We start from the raw sequence: 17,753 nt of genomic DNA, 5'->3' as shown, positions 1-17,753 counted from the left end.
CGCGGGACTATGCTGCGGAACGAAGCTATCGACAAGCCGCAAAGCCGGTTCGCGGACTGCTTTCACAATCCGCTGCAACCGTCTTCGGAACCTCGATGATTTGAGCTTTCAGGAGCGGCGGAAGAACGACGACAGCGTCGAGGGCTGCTCGGGCTTCGGGGCTTCAGCCGGCGGCGGCGGCGGGGCCGCGGCAGGCGCCGGCGGCTCCTCGCGCTTGCCATGGCGCTGCTGGGCCTGCGGCGAGGGCGGGCGCCGGCGCTGCTGGTATGACTTCTGGGAGGCGGCCGCGGGGGTCGCCGGCTTGGCCGGCTCGGCCGCTTCGGGCTCGTCCCGGATGGCCAGGCGCTGGCCGTCATAGACGGTGGTCTCGCAAGGGCGCTGGCTCTCGGCAAGAGCGGCGCAGATCCTGGCGGCGCCCGCCGCATCGCCCAGGGGACCAGCACCGAGCCGCAGCTGCATGCCCGGACCGCTGCGGCCTTCCTTCAGGATGACGATGGGCCGGAGCGCGGCGAGATCGGCATTGGTCTTGACGAGATCGCGCCACAGCGCGCGCAGGCCCGCAAGCGAGTTGGCGCCGCCGAGATCGACCGCGAACTCGGTCTTTTCGACGGCGGTCACGGCGGTCTCGGCCGCATCGCTGCTTTTCGCGCTGGCAGTGTCCGCCGGCTCCGCCTTCGCGAGCTTGTCCGGTTCGGCCGGCTTGCCGGGCGCAGGCGCGACCGTCGCTGCCGAAGGCACGGGCGAAGCGGGTGGGGGCGCGGCGGCGGATGCCGGCTTTGCCGGTTCCCGGCTGGTCCGGTCGGCGCTCGCCATCGCCGACGGCGTGGCCGGCTGGCTCAGTCCGGCGGCTCCGCCTGGGATGGGCATGAACGGCGAGGCATTGGCAAAGGCCGGCAATGGAGCCGGTGCATTGGAACCGGGCGCCGGAGCTGTCGTAGGTTGCGTCTCCACGGTCGCGATCTGGGGGGCAGGCGCAGGCTTGCTGGCGGCAGGCGGCGGAGCGCTCGCCTGGGCGCTCTGCTTGGCGAGTGCTCCAGTGACGGAGTCCAGTCCCTGCTCGAGCACGGTGACGCGTGCGTAAAGCCGGTCGCGGTCGCTGTTCAGCGTCTCGATGGCCGCGCCGAGCTGGCGGGCCTCGCCCTGCGTCTCGCGGGCCAAGGACTGCAGCAGTTGCGCCTGGCGCGACAGCTCGGCCGCGGAAATACGGTCGTGCCGCCATCCCTGTGCGGCCTGGCTGGCGAACACGGCCAAGCCGACGGCACCGACCGCGCCCGCACCCCACCAGCCGAGCCGCCACATCGCGCGGCGGTCGAAGTCGTTTTCATCCGCAAACAGTCCGGACAGCGATCCGCCCGTCTTCTCAGCTCCATGCGCGACGACTGATTTGTGGGAGTCCTTAGCCATGAACCTGCCTTAATCGAATCACGAAGCGGACATTAACAGGAAAACCCGCATAGGTTTCAGCCGGTGCGGTTTGCCGCTGGCGGAAAACGCTTTATGACAGCGGCCGAAGACACCGGCCCAGGACTTCGACCCATGTGCCGCTCAGCTATCTCCCGGGGTGTTTGATGACCGCTCGTTCCAGTCTGACCATCGTGCTCGCGGCGGGAGAGGGCACGCGGATGCGCACGAGCGTTCCAAAGGTGCTGCATCCCGTCGCCGGCGAATCATTGCTCGCCCATGTCCTGGCGGCCACACCGTCAGGAGAGGGCGCCCGCGTCGCCGTCGTCGTGGGGCCTGATCACGCTGCGGTCGAAAAGGAAGCACGGCGGCTGCGCCCCGATGCCGACATCTTCGTCCAGCGTGAGCGACTCGGCACGGCGCATGCGGTGCTGGCTGCCCGGGACGCGATCGCACGGGGCGCCGACGATCTGCTGGTCGCGTTCGGCGACACGCCGCTGATCACGGCCGAGACGTTCGCCCGGCTGCGGGCGCCGCTCGCGCACGGCGCGGCGCTCGCCGTCCTCGGCTTCCGCGCGGCCGATCCGACCGGCTATGGACGGCTGCTGATGGATGGGACGAAGCTGGTCGCGATTCGCGAGCAGGCTGACGCAAGCGAGGCCGAGCGCGCGATCACGCTATGCAATGCCGGCGTGATGGCGATGGACGGCCGTCGGGCGCTGGCCATTCTCGACAAGATCGGCAACGCCAACAGCAAGGGCGAATATTATCTCGTCGACGCCGTCGCGATTGCGCGCGAGCAGGGCCTCGACGCTGTCGTGATCGAGACCTCGGAGGATGAGGTGCGCGGCATCAACACCAAGGCGCAGCTCGCGCAGGCCGAGGCCGTGATGCAGACCCGGCTGCGCCGCGCGGCGATGGACGCCGGCGTGACCTTGATCGCGCCCGAGACCGTTTATCTGTCCGCCGACACGACGTTCGGCCGGGACGTGACGATCGAACCGTTCGTCGTGATCGGGCCGGGCGTGTCGATCGGCGACGGCGCCGTCGTGCATTCCTTTTCCCACATCGTGCAGTCGACGCTCGGCCGCAACACGCTGCTCGGCCCGTTCGCGCGGCTGCGGCCGGGCACCTCGCTCGGCGACGGCGCGAAGATCGGCAATTTCGTCGAGGCCAAGGCCGCGGTGCTCGAGCCCGGCGTAAAGGTGAACCACCTGTCCTATATCGGCGACGCGCATGTCGGCGCCAACTCCAACATCGGCGCGGGCACCATCACCTGCAATTATGACGGCTTCAACAAGCACAAGACCCGGATCGGCGAGGGCGCCTTCATCGGCACCAACACCTCGCTGGTGGCGCCGATCAGCATCGGCGCGCGCGCCTATATCGGTTCGGGGTCGGTGATCACGCGCGACGTGCCGGATGATGCGCTGGCGCTGGAGCGCAGCCCGCAGACCACGAAGGAAGGCGCGGCCGCGCGTTTCCGGAGCGCGAAGTCGCGCTCCAAGAAATGAGATTGGCCCGTCAGTCCTTTTCGTCGAGGAACTCGGCGAACATCTCGCGCGTCAGCCGCCAGCCACGGCGGGTGGCGTGCTTGATCGGCTCATTGGTGTGATGCCTGATCGGCATCGGCTTGAGCTCATGCCCCATGGTCGGCGGCGGCCAGTGAGCCAGATGGCTTCCGGACGGGTGCGACAGGCTGAGCGAGGTGGTCCCCTTGGGATCAGTTGGGCGGCGGTTGTAGGTCATGGCGTCCTCTCCGACACGACAGTGTCGCCGTGGAAGCGTTGATCGGGCGTTAAGCCGGCGTTCAGCTACGCCTCCGCATCGAACCGGAGTTGCGCATTGGCCGGCGCGGTTAAGGCTTCCACTTAACCCTGTCGCAATCCGCAATAATTATTGAATCCTGAAAGCGCGCGGTTTTCGTTAAGACAATGCCACGCATTTGAATCTCTCTCGACGATTTGGGGACTAACGCGGATGTGCGGAATCATCGGGATCCTGGGACGCGGGCCGGTCGCCGAGCATCTCGTCGATTCCCTCAAGCGCCTCGAATATCGCGGTTATGATTCAGCCGGTGTCGCGACGCTCGAAGGCGATCATCTGGAGCGGCGGCGCGCCGAGGGCAAGCTCAAGAATCTCGAGAAGCGGCTGGAGCGGGAGCCGCTGAAAGGCCATGCCGGCATCGGTCATACGCGCTGGGCGACGCACGGCAAGCCGACCGAGAGCAACGCGCATCCGCACGCGACCGCCAGTGTCGCAGTCGTGCACAATGGCATCATCGAGAACTTCCGCGAACTGCGCGCCGAGTTGGAAAAGCAGGGCGCCGCGTTCGAGTCCGAGACCGACACCGAGACGGTCGTCCACCTCGTGAACTCCTATCTCTCGAAGGGGCAATCGCCGCAGCAGGCGGTGGCTGCGTCACTGCCGCAGTTGAAGGGCGCGTTCGCGCTGGCCTTCCTGTTCAAGGGCCATGGCAATCTGCTGATCGGCGCCCGCAAGGGCTCGCCGCTGGCGCTCGGCTATGGCGACGGCGAGATGTTTCTTGGCTCGGACGCGATCGCGCTGGCGCCGTTCACCGACACTATCAGCTATCTCGACGATGGCGACTGGGTCGAGATCACCCGCGAGTCCGGCATCATTCATGATGCCTCGGGCGCGGTGGTGAAGCGCGACGTGCTGAAGTCGGGCGCGTCGTCGTTCCTGGTCGACAAGGCCAACTACCGCCACTTCATGGCTAAGGAGATTCACGAGCAGCCGGAGGTCGTCGGCCACACGCTCGCGCGCTACGTCGACATGGGCACCGAGCGCGTGATGCTGCCGGCGCGGCTGCCGTTCGACTTCAAGGACATTCAGCGCATCTCGATCACGGCCTGCGGCACCGCGAGCTATGCCGGCTTCGTTGCCAAATACTGGTTCGAGCGCTTCGCGCGCGTGCCGGTCGAGCTCGATGTCGCCTCTGAGTTCCGCTATCGCGAGGCGCCGCTGCGCAAGGGCGATCTCGCGATCTTCATCTCGCAGTCGGGCGAGACCGCCGATACGCTGGCAGCGCTGCGCTACGCGAAGTCGCAGGGGGTGCATACGCTGTCGGTCGTCAACGTGCCGACCTCGACGATCGCGCGCGAGAGCGAGATCGTGATGCCGACGCTCGCAGGTCCCGAGATCGGCGTCGCCTCGACCAAGGCTTTCACCTGCCAGTTGATGGTGCTCGCGGCGCTTGCGATTGCCGCCGGCCGCGGCCGTGGCGAGTTGTCGGAGGCCGACGAGACCAAGCTGGTGCATGGCCTCGTCGAGGTGCCGCGCCTGATCGCGGCGGCGCTGACGACCGAGCACCAGATCGAGAAGCTGGCGCGCGAGATCGCCAAGTCGAAGGACGTGCTCTATCTCGGCCGCGGCACGTCGTATCCTCTCGCGCTCGAAGGTGCGCTGAAGCTCAAGGAGATCTCCTACATCCATGCCGAGGGCTATGCCGCCGGCGAGCTCAAGCACGGCCCGATCGCGCTGATCGACGAGACCATGCCGGTCGTCGTCATCGCGCCGTACGACAAGGTGTTCGAGAAGACCGTGTCGAACATGCAGGAGGTCGCCGCCCGCGGCGGCAACATCATCCTGATGACCGACGCCAAGGGCGCCGAGGAGGCGACGGTGGAGTCGCTGGTGACGATCACCATGCCCGACATGGCCGCGACCTTCACGCCGATCGTCTACGCCATTCCCGTGCAGCTCCTGGCCTATCATACGGCCGTGGTGATGGGCACGGACGTCGACCAGCCGCGCAATCTGGCGAAGTCGGTGACGGTGGAGTAGGGCACCGCTTGCGGCTGGTTTCAGGACGATGCTCTCGCATCGCCTTGAAGCCGGAGGCGTTAGTTGCGACGCAGCGCCCGCAAATTCAGTGTCATCCCGGCGAACGCCGGGATCCATAACCAACGCGCTTCATGGCTGGCAGCGCTGCCATGCACCAGCCTGCCTCAAACCACATCCTGGGGGTATGGGTCCCGGATCGGCGCCCGCCAACGCTGTCGCGTTGTCGGGCTTGTCCGGGACGACACCGTTTTTTATTCGCGCTCACCCTTCACCTGGGCCCGAGCGTGCGATCGCTGAATGATCCGGAAGTGGTGGCAAACGCGGCAGCACTTGTCATCTGATCCGTAATCCGACATCAGCGGCTGACGATGCCGCCGCAGTGGTCGGCCCAGTCCATCACGGGAAACACGATGGCTCTCGACACCTGGCTCTTGTTCCTGCTCACGAGCATCGGCATTTCGCTGACACCCGGACCGAACGGCCTGCTCGCGCTGACGCATGGCGCGCTGCATGGCGGGCGCCGGACGCTGTTCACGATCACAGGCGGACTGATCGGTTTCGTCCTCATCATGGCGCTGTGCATGTTCGGCATCGGCGCGCTCGTGCAATCCTCGATCACCTGGCTGGTCATCCTCAAATGGGTCGGCGGGCTCTATCTCGCCTGGCTCGGCATCAGACTGTGGCGCTCGCCGCCGGTGGCAGTCGACCTCGGCCGCGAGAAGGTGACCGCCACCGGGCCTTCGCTGTTTCGCGCGGGCTTCCTCACCGCCGCGACGAACCCGAAATGCCTGCTGTTCTTCAGCGCGCTGCTGCCGCAATTCATCGATCCCGCCCGCAGCCTCGGCCTGCAATTCGCGATCGTGGCCGTGACCTATACGATCACCGAGTTCATCACCGAGGTCGCCATCGCCAGCGCGGCCGCCCGCGTCAGGCCGTGGCTCGCGCGGGTCGGCCGGCGGTTCAATCAGGTCTGCGGCGGTATCTTCGTCGCCGTCGGTCTCGCCCTGCCGCTGCGCAGCGCCTGAGTGCGGATGCTGGAGGGATTTGAGGGGGCTGTCGAGAACATGCTGCAAGCACGCGGGCCACTGGCGGCCTTGGGGCAGGGGTGGGCGGGTCACACGCCGGCGCCAAAGCGTGCGGTGTGTCGGAAAGAGGGCCTTGGTCCTTCAAAAATCTGCTAAGACACCCACCTGAGATCTGATCCGACCCGGAAGTCCGCATGAGTTCCCGCGACGACCTGCCGCCAAAGCCTGATTCCCTGACCGAAGTCCCCCCGGAAAGCCACCACGGGTTGATGTTTCGGTTCCGAAACTATTTCCTGACCGGCCTCGTCGTCGCCGGGCCCGTCGCCATCACCCTCTACATCACCTGGTGGTTCGTGACCTGGGTGGACGGGCTGGTGCGCCCGTTCGTTCCGCTCGCCTACCGGCCGGAGACCTACCTGCCGTTCGGCGTGCCCGGGTCCGGGCTGATCGTCGCCGTGATCGGCCTGACGCTGCTGGGCTTCCTCACCGCGAACCTGATCGGCCGCACGCTGGTCGATCTCGGCGAGCGGCTGCTGGGACGGATTCCTGCGGTGCGCGCCGTCTATCGCGGCCTCAAGCAGGTGTTCGAGACGCTGTTCTCGGGCAAGGGCTCAAGCCTGCGCCGCGTCGGTCTCGTCGAGTTCCCGTCGCCCGGCATGTGGTCGATCGTGCTGATCTCGCAGCCGCCGAGCGAGGAGGTCGCGAACCGGCTACCTGGCGACGAGGAGCAGATCTCCGTGTTCCTGCCCTGCGCGCCGAACCCGACGACGGGCTTCTTCTTCTATCTGCCGAAGAGCAAGATCATCGAAGTCGACATGAGCGCCGAGGATGCGGCGACCTTGATCATGTCCTGCGGCGTGGTGCAGCCGGGATCTGATCAGCAGAAGAAGGTCGCCGCGCTCGCGAGCACGGCCAACGCCGCCCGCATTGCCAACGCAGCGGCCCAACAGCCATCGCCGAAGCTGGAGCCGGAACCGGCCAAGGTCGACTAAACGAGCGTTTCCGAAGCCCCGGCACAGCGATCATGTCACCCCAGGCTGTCATCGTCCGCGAAAGCGGACGATCCAGTACGCCGTGACACCTCAGCGAATCTCTTCCGCCACGGAGTACTGGATGCCCCGCTTTCGCGGAGCATGACAGCGGTGGTGATGGCGCGAACTCTAAACAACCTGTTTCAAGGAAGCGTTCGTCTGGACCGTCGTATGCTTCAGCCCGCATCCTGCGGAACGAACACGCGCAGGCGATGCCCGTCCGGATCGAGCGCGACGAAGGTCGTGCCGAAATCCATCCGCGTCGGCTCTTGAATGATCGGCAGGCCGCGAGCCTTCCAGTCCCGGTGCAGGCCTTCGACCTCGGCGACATCACCGACAGCGAACGCGACCTCGCCACAGCCCGGTCCGCCAGCGGCCGCCGGCTCGACCGTGTGCCGTGACCACAAGCCCAGCATCACGCCCTCGCGCAGCGGCAGCATCGCAAAGGTCGGCGACTGCTCCAGCACGGGCCGGTCGAGCAGGCCCGAATAGAACGCCGCGCTGTTCGGCGGGTTGTCGACATAGAGGATCAGGAAGTTGAAGTCGGGCATGGGTGTGTCTCCGCTGTCAGCGCCGAGGTCGGCGCTTCGGCGACGGACTTAGCGCGGCCTCCTGCCAGATCTTGTCAGCAGTGTTTTCTGACGTGCGGCCAGCGAGCAGTCGTGCGGAGAGCGGCGTTTTGCGCCGCATGATGATGCCGCGAAGGCACAGCCTTTCGCCGTCCGCGGCCCTACAACCTAGGGTCGGTGGTGTCCTAATCCGCCGCCATGGAAACATCAGACAAACAAAAGTAAGGCGTAGGGAGTCGCGTGATGAGGCGTATGAGTCAGGCGTCGTTGTTGGGGGCGATCGTGCTGTCGGGGGCGTGGCTGCAACAGACGGAACCGGCATCAGCCCAAACAACCTACACGCGCATTCAAGCTTTCGGTGACAGCTACGCCGACACGGGCAATCTCTGGACCTTCACCGGCGGTCTCGGCAAGCTGCCGCTGTATCCGACGGGCCGCTTCAGCGGCGGCACCAATTTCGTCGATACGACCTCGGCGCTGCTCGGCATTCCCCAGCTCAACTACGCGATCGGCGGCGCGACCAGCGGCACCACCAATGTCGCCGGTCCCGGCATTCCCGGCTTTGTCCAGGAGTGGAGCGGGTTGACCGGCTTCTCCGGCAAGATCTCGTCGACCGACCTCGTCGAGATCTCGATCGGCGGCAATGATGCGCGGGCCTATTATCGCGCGGGCGGCTCGTTTGCCGGCGCGCCGGTCGCGGCTGCCGTGACCGCGCAGCAGGCGATGACCGGCATCAACGCGCTGGTCGGCGCCGGCGCGCGCAGCGTCGTGTTCACGGCCGGCGATGTCAGCACGCTGCCGGAAGCCGTCGGCAACGCCAATGCCCCGACCGGCAAGCTCTACAGCACGACCTACAATGCACTGATGCAGGCCTCGCTCGCGGGCGTCGCGCGCTCCGGCGTGCGCGTCGAATATGTCGATACCAGCCTGATCGGCTCGCTGATCCAGACCAATCCGTCTCGCTACGGCTTCAGCAATGTCGGCGCCTGTACAGTCGCCTGCATCGGCAATCCTGCGCTGCAGAACCAGTATCTGTTCTATGTCGACGGCGTGCACCTGACCTCGCACGGCTTCGAGGTGCTGGGCCAGTACATCGTCAACCGCCTCAACGCGCCGCTGACCTTCGCCCCGCAAGGGGACGTGGCGTCGATCACCGCGATGGGCTTTGCCTCGACCCTGTTCGGCAAGCTCGATCAGTTCCGCGAGACCGCGGGCTTTTCGCCGTCGACGATGAATTCCTATGCGGCTGTCACCAAGGCGCCCTCTGTGAAAGCGCCGCCGCTCGCGGCGGTCAATCCGTGGTCGTTCTACATGCAGGGAAATGGCGGGATCAGCGACAGGCAGGGCAACGTCGCCGCAAACGGCTTCAATCTCGACAGCGTCGGCGGCACCATCGGAGTCGAGTATCGCCTGTCGGCGAACGCGATGCTCGGCACCGCGTTCGACTATTCCAACCCGAAGGCGCGGCTGTTCGGCAATGCCGGCACGACGGATGCGAACTCCTATCAGTTCGGCTTCTACGGCGCCTGGGCCAGCAGCAACCTGTTTGCCCAGGGCCTCGCCACGATCGGCCATCAGGATTATCGCAACACGCGGCCGGGTGTCGTCGACACCATCACCTCGAATCCCGGCGGCACGACCTTCGTCGTCGCCGGCAAGGCTGGTTATCTGTTTGACGCCGGTGCGGCCAAGCTCGGTCCGATCGGCGGGCTGACCTATGCGCGGGCCAAGGTCGACGGCTTTACCGAGGCCGGCGATCCCGCGCTGACGCTGAGCGTCGGTTCGCAGACGGCGGAGACCCTGGTCGGCAGCGTCGGCGTGCAGTTGCGGACGCCGTTCCAACTGCAGGGCGCGACGATCAATCCGTATCTCAACCTGACGCTCGACGACGACCTCATCGGCAATGGCCGCCTGATCCAGTACAGCGCGACCTCGGCGCCCGTGATCGTCAACAACTGGAACGTCCCGAACAGCACGTCGCACAACGTCTATGGGCGCGTGAGTGCCGGGGTCGTGGCGCCGTTCTGGAGCAACGTCGCGCTGACCGCGAACGTGTCGCGGACCATCGGCCGCACCGGCGGCGACGATTTCTTCGGCAGCGGCGGCTTGAAGATCTCGTTCTGAGCTCGGTCGGAGCAGCAGGCGCTGGGGGGCGCGACTGCCGCTACGGCCAGGGTGAGGGGCAGTCCGGAAGGGCTGCCCCTCCGTTTTCGCGTGTTCCGTTTCGTCATCGAAGCCGGATAGTGTTTCGGGAGCATCGTCGGAATCGGAGTTGTTCTCATGCCCCCCAGCATTGCCGTGATCGCGCCCGGCGCCATGGGCAGCGCCATCGCCGCTCGCCTCGCCGAGCATGGCTGCAAGATCCTGACCTCGCTGGAGGGCCGTAGCGCCGCGACGCAGGCGCGGGCGGCGGCTTCCGGAATGATCGGCGCCAGCGAGGCCGAGATCGCTGCGGCCGACATCATCCTGTCGATCGTGCCGCCGGGTGAAGCCGTGGCGCTCGCCGAGCAGCTCGCCACCGCCATCAATCGGAGTGCAAAGAAGCCCGTCATCGTCGACTGCAACGCCGTCAACGTCGATACCATTCGAAGGATCGAGGACATCGTACTGTCCTCGGGCGCCCGCCTAGTGGATGCCGCCATCATCGGACTGCCGCCGAAGCCGGGCACGAAGGGACCGGCGGTCTATGTCAGCGGCGACGCCTCGGCCGATATCGCTGTGCTCGGCGAGCTCGGGCTGGACTTGCGCATGATCGAGGGGCCGATCGGTGCGGCGTCGGCGCTGAAGATGTCCTATGCGGGCATCAACAAGGGCCTGACGGGATTGGGGGCCGCCATGGTGCTGGCCGCCACGCGCGCCGGCGCTGCCGATGCGTTGCGTGACGAGCTCGCGCTCAGCCTGCCGCACGTCCAGGCGCGGCTCGGCAGCGCGCTGCCGGACATGTTGCCCAAGGCCTATCGCTGGGTCGCCGAGATGCGCGAGATCGCAGGCTTTCTCGGCGATGATCATCCGGCCGCGCTGATCTACGAGGGCTTTGCCCGGCTGTTCGAGCACATCGCGGCGGACGTGCAGGGCGAGGGGACGGAGGCGGCGCGGCTCGTGGCGTTTGCGGAGAGCTGCAAGGGGAAGTGAGCCTTCATCTCACTTCGTCGTACCGGGCAAGCTGCGATGCGCAAAGCGCGTCGCGGCGCCGACCCGGTACCCATACTCCGCGGCGGCTGTGAGGCGCGAAAAAGCCAATGGCCCGCCTGCCTCAAACTGCTGCCTGGGGGTATGGGTCCCGGCTCGGAGGCCGGGACGACAGCGGAGTTCGTTGAGGCCCTTTCGGCCAATCACCCCGCCGTCAGCAGCGGGATCGCCTCGTCGCGTTCGTAGAGATAGAGCAGACAGCGCAGCGCCTCGCTGCGCGGGCCCTTCAGCTTGGGATCCTCTTTGAGGATCCGCAGCGCCTCGTCGCGCGCCTGGGTGATCAATTGCGTATGCACCTCGGGCCGCGCGATGCGATAGCCGGGCAGGCCGCTCTGGCGGATGCCGAGCACGTCGCCTTCGCCGCGCAGCTTGAGATCTTCCTCGGCGATGCGGAAGCCGTCGGTGGTCTCCCGGATGACCGCAAGCCGCGCCTTCGACATCTGGCCGAGCGGCTCGTGGTAGAGCAGGATGCAGGTCGATGCTTCCGAGCCGCGGCCGATGCGGCCGCGCAGCTGGTGCAACTGGGCGAGGCCGAAGCGCTCGGCGTTCTCGATCACCATGATGGTCGCGGCGGGCACGTCGACGCCGACCTCGACGACCGTTGTGGCCACCAGCAGCCGCAGCTCATGGCCTGCGAAGCGGCCCATGACGTCGTCCTTCTCGCTGCCCTTCATCTTGCCGTGCACGAGCCCGACACGCTCGCCGAAGCGCTCGCGCAGGCTCTCGTAGCGGTCGGTCGCGTTGGTCAGATGATCGATGCCCTCGGCCTCGGATTCCTCAACCAGCGGACAGATCCAGTACACCAGCTTGCCGGCATCGAGCGCGCGGCCGACGGCGTCAATCACCTCGGTACGGCGAGAGTCGGCCACGGCGCGGGTGTCGATCGGCTGCCGGCCGGCCGGTTTTTCGCGCAGCTCGGAGATGTCCATGTCGCCGAAATAGGTCAGGACCAGCGTGCGCGGGATCGGGGTTGCCGACAGCACGAGCACGTCGACCGCCTCGCCCTTGGAGGTCAGCGCCAGCCGCTCGCGCACGCCGAAACGATGCTGCTCGTCGACGATGGCAAGCGCGAGCGATCTGAAGACGACGTCATCCTGGATCAGCGCGTGGGTGCCGACCAGCAGGTCGATCTCGCCGGCCTCGAGCCGGGCGAGGATGTCGCGGCGCTCCTTGCCCTTCTCGCGGCCGGTGAGAATGGCGACGTTCATGCCGGCGCGCTCGGCGAGCGGCGCGATGGTCTTGGCGTGCTGCCGCGCCAGGATCTCGGTCGGCGCCATCAGCGCCGCCTGCTTGCCGGCCTCGGCCACCGCGGCCGCGGCGAGCAGCGCGACCACGGTCTTGCCGGAGCCGACATCGCCCTGCAGCAGGCGGAGCATGCGCACCGGCTTTTCGAGATCGGCCGCGATCGCCTCGATCGCCTGGGCCTGCGAGTTCGTCAGCGCATAGGGCAGGGCGTCGATGATCCGGCGGCGCAGCCGGCCGTCGCCGGCATGACGGTTGCCGGCCGGGCGGCGCAGTTGCGCGCGCACCAGCGCCAGCGCCAATTGCCCGGCGAGCAATTCGTCAAAGGCAAGCCGTGACCAGAACGGATTTTCGGGAAGGATATCCGTCAGCTCCTGCGGCACATGCACCCGCGTCAGCGCCTCCCGCAACGGCGGGAAGTTGCAGCGGCTCAGCACCTCCGGGCTGATCCATTCCGGCAGCTCCGGCAGCTTGGTCAGAGCCGCCGCGATCGCCCGCCGCAGCGAGCCGAGCGCGAGGCCTTCGGTCAGCGGATAGACCGGGTCGATTCCTGACAGTTTGGCAAACGCAGCTTCATCCAGAATGGGGTGGGGATGCACGATCTGCGGCACGCCGTCATACATCTGCACCGTGCCGGAGACGTAGCGCTTGGCGCCGACGGGCAGGATCTTCTCGATGTAGTCGCCCTTGGGCCGAAAAAAGGTCAGCACGACATCGCCGGTCTCGTCGCTGGCGTAAACCAGATAGGGCGCGCGGGCGTTCCGCGACGGACGATGGCGATCGACCGTCACCTCCAGGGTCACGACCGTGCCGACCTCGACGTCGCGGACCTTGGGCCGGTTGCGGCGGTCGATCACGCTGGCCGGCAGATGCAGCAGCAGGTCGACCAGCCGCGGCGTCTCGCTGCAGCTCAGCAGATAGCGCAGCAGCTTGTCCTGCTTCGGCCCGACTCCCGACAGGGTCGTGACCGGCGCAAACAGCGGGTTGAGGATGGCAGGGCGCATGGACCGAACACTTAATTCGCTTTGCAGGCCGGAATAGCCGTGATCGCCACAACATCCACGTCTTTTTTCCCCGGTTTCAGGCGGCCAGGCATGCCGGTTCTGCACCCCGGGAGGGCTGACAGGGGCGCCCGTCGCCGCTATATGAACCGCGCCCGGCACCGTCCGGGCTTTTGGCGTTGTCCTGCAGGAAGATCGCGATGACCGGAACGACCCGTTCGAGCCAAGGCCTAGACGACCGCCGCAAGCGGCTCTTGTTCCGCTGCTGGCATCGCGGCACCCGTGAGATGGACCTGATTCTCGGCCGCTTCGCCGACGCCGAGATCGGGACACTGACCGAAAGCGAGCTCGACCAGCTCGAACAGCTCCTGGAGGTCTCCGACCCCGACTTCTACGCCGCGATCACCGGCGCCCGGCCGCTGCCGCCCGAGCAGACGCCGGCGCTGTTCGAACGCATCAAGAGCTTCCGCGCGGTGGACGTCGATTGATGAAGAGTCCGGTCAAGTCGCCCGCCGAGCATCTCGCCGCGGGGCGCGCGCTCACGCTCGCCAATGTCGCCGAGGGCGCCGAGGGGCTCGTCGTCTCTGACCTCGCGCGTGCGATCGCCGCCAGGCCGAAGCCGCCGGCGGTCAGCCTCGCCGTGGTCTGCCGCGACGGCAACCGGATGCAGCAGCTGGCGCGGGCGCTCGACTTCTTCGCGCCTGATCTGCCCGTCATGCAGTTCCCGGCGTGGGACTGCCAGCCTTATGACCGCGTATCGCCGCATGGCGGCATCCTGGCCCAGCGCGTCACGACCCTGGCGCGGCTGTCGCGCCTGGCCGGCAGCGACAAGCCGCTGATCGTGCTGACCACGGTCAACGCCATCGTCCAGCGCGTGCCGTCGCGCGACACCATGGCAGGGCAGGCGCTGTCGGTCGCGCCAGGCCATGTCGTGCCGATGGATTCGGTGGTCGCGTGGCTGGAGCACAACGGCTACGTCCGGGCCTCGACTGTCCGCGAGAGCGGCGAATATGCGGTCCGCGGCGGCATCCTCGATCTGTTTCCGGCCGGCCTCGACCAGCCGGTGCGCTTCGACTATTTCGGCGACAGCCTGGAATCGATCCGCACCTTCGATGCCGAGACCCAGCGCACGCTGCTCGACATGCGCTCGCTCGATCTCGTGCCGGTCTCCGAATTCCAGCTCGTCACCGACACCATCCGCCGCTTCCGCATGGGCTATGTCGCCGAGTTCGGCGCGCCCGACCGCGATGATGCGCTCTATGAGGCCGTCAGCGAAGGCCGCCGCTATCCCGGCATGGAGCACTGGCTGCCGCTGTTCCACGACAAGATGGAGACCCTGTTCGACTATCTGCCGAACACGCCCATCGTGATCGAGCCGCAGGGCGAGGACGCGGCACGGGAGCGCTTCAAGCAGATCATCGACTATTACGACGCGCGCCGCGAGGCGATGGAGCATCCCGGCGGCGGCGCGATCTACAAGCCGCTGACGGTCGACCGGCTTTATCTGACGTCGTCGGAGTGGGCCGAGCGGCTCGCCGCCGTGCCGCTTGCGAAGGTGACGCCGTTCGCCGTGCCTGAGGGCTCGGGCGTCGTCGACATCGGCGCGCGGGCCGGCCGCAACTTCGCGCCGGAGCGTAACGACGCCGCGGTCAACGTGTTCGAGGCCGTGGTGGCGCATGTGCAGGCGCTGCAATCTCTGCGCAAGAAGGTCGTGATCGCGCTGTGGAGCGAAGGCTCGCGCGACCGCATGGCCTCGATGTTGAAGGACCACAAGCTGATCCATGTCACCAGCGTCAACACCTGGCGCATGGTTCAGGCGACGCCGCGCAACGAGACCATGCTGGCGGTGCTCGGCCTCGAGACCGGGTTCGAGACCGACCAGATCGCGGTCATCTCTGAGCAGGACATCCTCGGCGACCGCCTGGTGCGGCCGCGCCGCGCCAGCCGCAAGCTCGACAATTTCATCTCGGAGGTCACGAGCCTCGCCATCGGCGACATCGTCGTGCACGTCGACCACGGCATCGGCCGCTTCGTCGGCCTGCAGACGCTCGAAGTCGCAGGCGCGCCGCATGATTGTCTTGAGCTGCGCTATGCCGGCGAGACCAAGCTGTATCTGCCGGTCGAGAACATCGAGCTGCTGTCGCGCTATGGTTCCGACCAGACCAATGTCGAGCTCGACAAGCTCGGCGGCTCGGGCTGGCAGACGCGCAAGGCCAAGCTCAAGAACCGCATCCGCGAGATGGCCGGCGAGCTGATCAAGATCGCCGCCGAACGCATGCTGCACGAGGCGCCGAAGATGCCGGTGCAGGCCGGCCTCTATGACGAGTTCTGCGCGCGCTTCCCCTATGACGAGACCGAGGACCAGCTCGCCGCGATCCAGGCGACGCTCGGCGATCTCGAAGCGGGACGGCCGATGGATCGCCTCGTCTGCGGCGACGTCGGCTTCGGCAAGACCGAGGTGGCGCTGCGCGCGGCCTTCGCCGTCGCGCTCGACGGCAAGCAGGTCGCCGTGGTCGTGCCGACCACGCTGCTCGCGCGCCAGCACGCGAAGACGTTCACCGAGCGCTTCAAGGGCTTTCCGGTCAACGTCGCCCAGGCCTCGCGGCTCGTCTCAACCAAGGAGCTCAACCAGGTCAAGAAGGGCCTCACCGACGGCTCGGTCGACATCGTCGTCGGCACCCATGCGCTGCTCGGCAAGACCGTCAAGTTCCGCGACCTCGGCCTCGTCATCGTCGACGAGGAGCAGCATTTTGGCGTCAGCCACAAGGAGCGGTTGAAGCAACTGCGCGCCGAGGTCCACGTGCTGACCCTGTCGGCGACTCCGATCCCGCGCACCTTGCAATTGGCGCTGACCGGCGTGCGCGAGCTGTCGATCATCGCCTCGCCGCCGGTCGATCGTCTCGCCGTGCGCACCTTCGTCGCCCCGCATGATCCCGTGATGATCCGCGAGGCGCTGCTGCGCGAGCGTTATCGCGGCGGCCAGGCGTTCTACGTCGTGCCGCGCATCGACGATCTCGCCGAGGTCAAGGAATTCCTCGACAAGACCGTGCCGGAGATGAAGGTCGCGGTCGCGCACGGCCAGATGGCGCCGACCGTGATCGAGGACATCATCTCGGCATTCTACGACGGCAAGTTCGATATCCTGCTGTCGACCACGATCGTCGAATCCGGCCTCGACATTCCCCGTGCCAACACGCTGATCGTGCACCGCGCCGACATGTTCGGCCTCGCCCAGCTCTATCAGCTACGCGGCCGCGTCGGCCGCTCCAAGCTGCGCGCCTATGCGCTGTTCACCTTGCCGTCGACCCACAAGGTCAGCGCGCAGGCCGAGAAGCGGCTCGGCGTGCTGCAGTCGCTGGAGACGCTCGGCGCCGGCTTCCAGCTCGCCAGCCACGATCTCGACATCCGCGGCGCCGGTAACCTTTTGGGCGACGAGCAGTCCGGCCACATCAAGGAGGTCGGCTTCGAGCTCTATCAGTCGATGCTGGAGGAGGCGATCGAGAACCTCAAGGCCGGCATCACCGAGCCGACCGTCGACCGCTGGTCGCCGCAGATCACGATCGGCATGCCCGTGCTGATCCCCGAGGACTACGTCTCCGATCTCTCGGTGCGGCTGTCGCTCTACCGCCGCCTCGCCGATCTCGAGACCGACGAGGAGATCGAGAATTTCGCCGCCGAGCTGCGCGACCGCTTCGGCAAGCTGCCGGACGAGACGCGCTATCTGTTCAAGGTCGCCGCGATCAAGAACTACTGCCGGAGAGCCAATGTCGAGAAGGTCGACGCCGGCCCGAAGGGCGCCGTCATCGCCTTCCGCGACAACAGCTTTGCGTATCCGGATCGTCTTGTCGCCTTCATCAAGCGCCACGGCCAGGCCGCCAAGGTACGCCCCGACATGAAGGTGGTGTTCCTGCAGGTCTGGGAGACGCCGGAGGAGCGGCTGGCGGGCACGACGGATATTCTCAAGGAGCTGGCGGAGCTCGCGGAGAAGAAGAAGGCGGCGTAACACGCCGCCGGGCCGCCATCACCGAAGCTGCCAGCCGAAATGCAATGCAAGGCTGGCGATCAGAAACACGGACACGATCGCCACGACGCTGACCCAATCAGTCTCCTCGCAGGATTGCCGGTTCCGCATGACGCATGCTCCGCTTCGTTGGATGCCTCGAGCGATCGTCGATTGCAGCAGACGAGTTGGGCAAATGCGCGATCTCAACATGCACGTATTGGGCTGAGATCGTGATCAGGGAAAACGGTCCGTAGGATGGGCAAAGCGGCCGCCGTGCGGCATCGTGCCCACTGTCGTGCGGCATGGCGCGTCGTGAGATGGTGGGCACGGCGCTATCTGATAGCTCGTCTGTGGCGAGACCGTGCATGCGCCTTTGCCCACCCTACGGTCCAGCATCATTGGGTAGACGCGAGCTGATAACTCCAAGCGTCATTGCGAGCGTAGCGAAGCAATCCAGAGTCCCGTTGACGCCCCTGGATTGCTTC

At 66.7% G+C, this 17,753-nt stretch carries 12 protein-coding genes; 8 read left to right on the top strand and 4 right to left on the bottom strand.

Annotated features, from left to right (window positions below; genetic code table 11):
- Positions 1 to 108: 108 nt before the first annotated feature.
- Positions 109 to 1,404 (bottom strand): hypothetical protein, encoded by a 1,296-nt coding sequence (locus ACQR1L_RS26160; protein ID WP_434860795.1) that lies wholly within the window; start codon positions 1,402 to 1,404, stop codon positions 109 to 111.
- Positions 1,405 to 1,568: 164 nt separating this feature from the next.
- Here ACQR1L_RS26160 and glmU point away from each other — a divergent pair, with 164 nt between their 5' ends.
- The gene (glmU, locus tag ACQR1L_RS26155; RefSeq protein WP_434860794.1) at positions 1,569 to 2,915 is read left to right on the top strand and encodes a bifunctional UDP-N-acetylglucosamine diphosphorylase/glucosamine-1-phosphate N-acetyltransferase GlmU; all 1,347 of its coding nucleotides are present in this window, start codon (positions 1,569 to 1,571) and stop codon (positions 2,913 to 2,915) included.
- 10 nt (positions 2,916 to 2,925) lie between these two features.
- On the opposite strand, the gene ACQR1L_RS26150 is transcribed toward glmU, so the two are convergent.
- Positions 2,926 to 3,150, bottom strand: a complete 225-nt coding sequence (locus ACQR1L_RS26150; RefSeq protein ID WP_434860793.1) for a hypothetical protein — start codon at positions 3,148 to 3,150, stop codon at positions 2,926 to 2,928.
- 231 nt (positions 3,151 to 3,381) lie between these two features.
- Here ACQR1L_RS26150 and glmS point away from each other — a divergent pair, with 231 nt between their 5' ends.
- The 3 genes from glmS to ACQR1L_RS26135 all read left to right on the top strand — a co-directional run bounded on the left by glmS (position 3,382) and on the right by ACQR1L_RS26135 (position 7,225).
- A complete protein-coding gene (gene glmS, locus ACQR1L_RS26145; protein WP_434860792.1) occupies positions 3,382 to 5,208 on the top strand; it encodes a glutamine--fructose-6-phosphate transaminase (isomerizing) in 1,827 nt (608 codons plus the stop codon).
- Positions 5,209 to 5,618: 410 nt separating this feature from the next.
- Complete coding sequence (locus tag ACQR1L_RS26140; RefSeq protein WP_434860791.1) at positions 5,619 to 6,233, top strand: LysE family translocator; 615 nt, start codon at positions 5,619 to 5,621, stop codon at positions 6,231 to 6,233.
- Between the two features lie 194 nt (positions 6,234 to 6,427).
- Positions 6,428 to 7,225, top strand: coding sequence for a DUF502 domain-containing protein (locus ACQR1L_RS26135; RefSeq protein ID WP_434860790.1), 798 nt, complete (start codon positions 6,428 to 6,430; stop codon positions 7,223 to 7,225).
- A gap of 215 nt (positions 7,226 to 7,440) precedes the next feature.
- Here ACQR1L_RS26135 and ACQR1L_RS26130 read toward each other — a convergent pair whose 3' ends face one another.
- Positions 7,441 to 7,815, bottom strand: coding sequence for a VOC family protein (locus ACQR1L_RS26130; RefSeq protein ID WP_434860789.1), 375 nt, complete (start codon positions 7,813 to 7,815; stop codon positions 7,441 to 7,443).
- A 261-nt stretch (positions 7,816 to 8,076) separates the two neighbouring features.
- Between ACQR1L_RS26130 and ACQR1L_RS26125 the strand changes: the two genes are divergently transcribed.
- On the top strand, positions 8,077 to 9,957 hold the full coding sequence (locus ACQR1L_RS26125) for an autotransporter domain-containing protein (RefSeq protein WP_434860788.1): 1,881 nt from the start codon (positions 8,077 to 8,079) through the stop codon (positions 9,955 to 9,957).
- Between the two features lie 156 nt (positions 9,958 to 10,113).
- Positions 10,114 to 10,965, top strand: a complete 852-nt coding sequence (locus ACQR1L_RS26120) for a DUF1932 domain-containing protein (protein ID WP_434860787.1) — start codon at positions 10,114 to 10,116, stop codon at positions 10,963 to 10,965.
- A 200-nt stretch (positions 10,966 to 11,165) separates the two neighbouring features.
- On the opposite strand, the gene recG is transcribed toward ACQR1L_RS26120, so the two are convergent.
- The gene (gene recG, locus ACQR1L_RS26115; protein WP_434860786.1) at positions 11,166 to 13,268 is read right to left on the bottom strand and encodes an ATP-dependent DNA helicase RecG; all 2,103 of its coding nucleotides are present in this window, start codon (positions 13,266 to 13,268) and stop codon (positions 11,166 to 11,168) included.
- A 197-nt stretch (positions 13,269 to 13,465) separates the two neighbouring features.
- Here recG and ACQR1L_RS26110 point away from each other — a divergent pair, with 197 nt between their 5' ends.
- Positions 13,466 to 13,753 carry a succinate dehydrogenase assembly factor 2 gene (locus ACQR1L_RS26110; protein WP_434860785.1) on the top strand — a complete coding sequence of 96 codons (288 nt, stop codon included), beginning with the start codon at positions 13,466 to 13,468 and terminating at the stop codon, positions 13,751 to 13,753.
- On the top strand, positions 13,753 to 17,268 hold the full coding sequence (gene mfd / locus ACQR1L_RS26105) for a transcription-repair coupling factor (protein ID WP_434860784.1): 3,516 nt from the start codon (positions 13,753 to 13,755) through the stop codon (positions 17,266 to 17,268). Before ACQR1L_RS26110 ends, mfd begins: the two co-directional genes overlap by 1 nt.
- The last annotated feature ends 485 nt before the right edge of the window (positions 17,269 to 17,753 follow it).

The sequence above is a fragment of the Bradyrhizobium sp. HKCCYLR20261 genome (genome assembly GCF_051168435.1).
Classification (GTDB): Bacteria; Pseudomonadota; Alphaproteobacteria; order Rhizobiales; family Xanthobacteraceae; genus Bradyrhizobium.
Note: the sequence above shows the minus strand (reverse complement) of the source record. Positions and strands in the feature narration are given on the sequence as shown.

Coding starts and splice junctions, on each gene's coding strand:
- ACQR1L_RS26160 (WP_434860795.1), bottom strand. CDS start 1,404: ATGGCTAAGGACTCCCACAAATCAGTCGTCGCGCATGGAGCTGAGAAG.
- glmU (WP_434860794.1), top strand. CDS start 1,569: ATGACCGCTCGTTCCAGTCTGACCATCGTGCTCGCGGCGGGAGAGGGC.
- ACQR1L_RS26150 (WP_434860793.1), bottom strand. CDS start 3,150: ATGACCTACAACCGCCGCCCAACTGATCCCAAGGGGACCACCTCGCTC.
- glmS (WP_434860792.1), top strand. CDS start 3,382: ATGTGCGGAATCATCGGGATCCTGGGACGCGGGCCGGTCGCCGAGCAT.
- ACQR1L_RS26140 (WP_434860791.1), top strand. CDS start 5,619: ATGGCTCTCGACACCTGGCTCTTGTTCCTGCTCACGAGCATCGGCATT.
- ACQR1L_RS26135 (WP_434860790.1), top strand. CDS start 6,428: ATGAGTTCCCGCGACGACCTGCCGCCAAAGCCTGATTCCCTGACCGAA.
- ACQR1L_RS26130 (WP_434860789.1), bottom strand. CDS start 7,815: ATGCCCGACTTCAACTTCCTGATCCTCTATGTCGACAACCCGCCGAAC.
- ACQR1L_RS26125 (WP_434860788.1), top strand. CDS start 8,077: ATGAGGCGTATGAGTCAGGCGTCGTTGTTGGGGGCGATCGTGCTGTCG.
- ACQR1L_RS26120 (WP_434860787.1), top strand. CDS start 10,114: ATGCCCCCCAGCATTGCCGTGATCGCGCCCGGCGCCATGGGCAGCGCC.
- recG (WP_434860786.1), bottom strand. CDS start 13,268: ATGCGCCCTGCCATCCTCAACCCGCTGTTTGCGCCGGTCACGACCCTG.
- ACQR1L_RS26110 (WP_434860785.1), top strand. CDS start 13,466: ATGACCGGAACGACCCGTTCGAGCCAAGGCCTAGACGACCGCCGCAAG.
- mfd (WP_434860784.1), top strand. CDS start 13,753: ATGAAGAGTCCGGTCAAGTCGCCCGCCGAGCATCTCGCCGCGGGGCGC.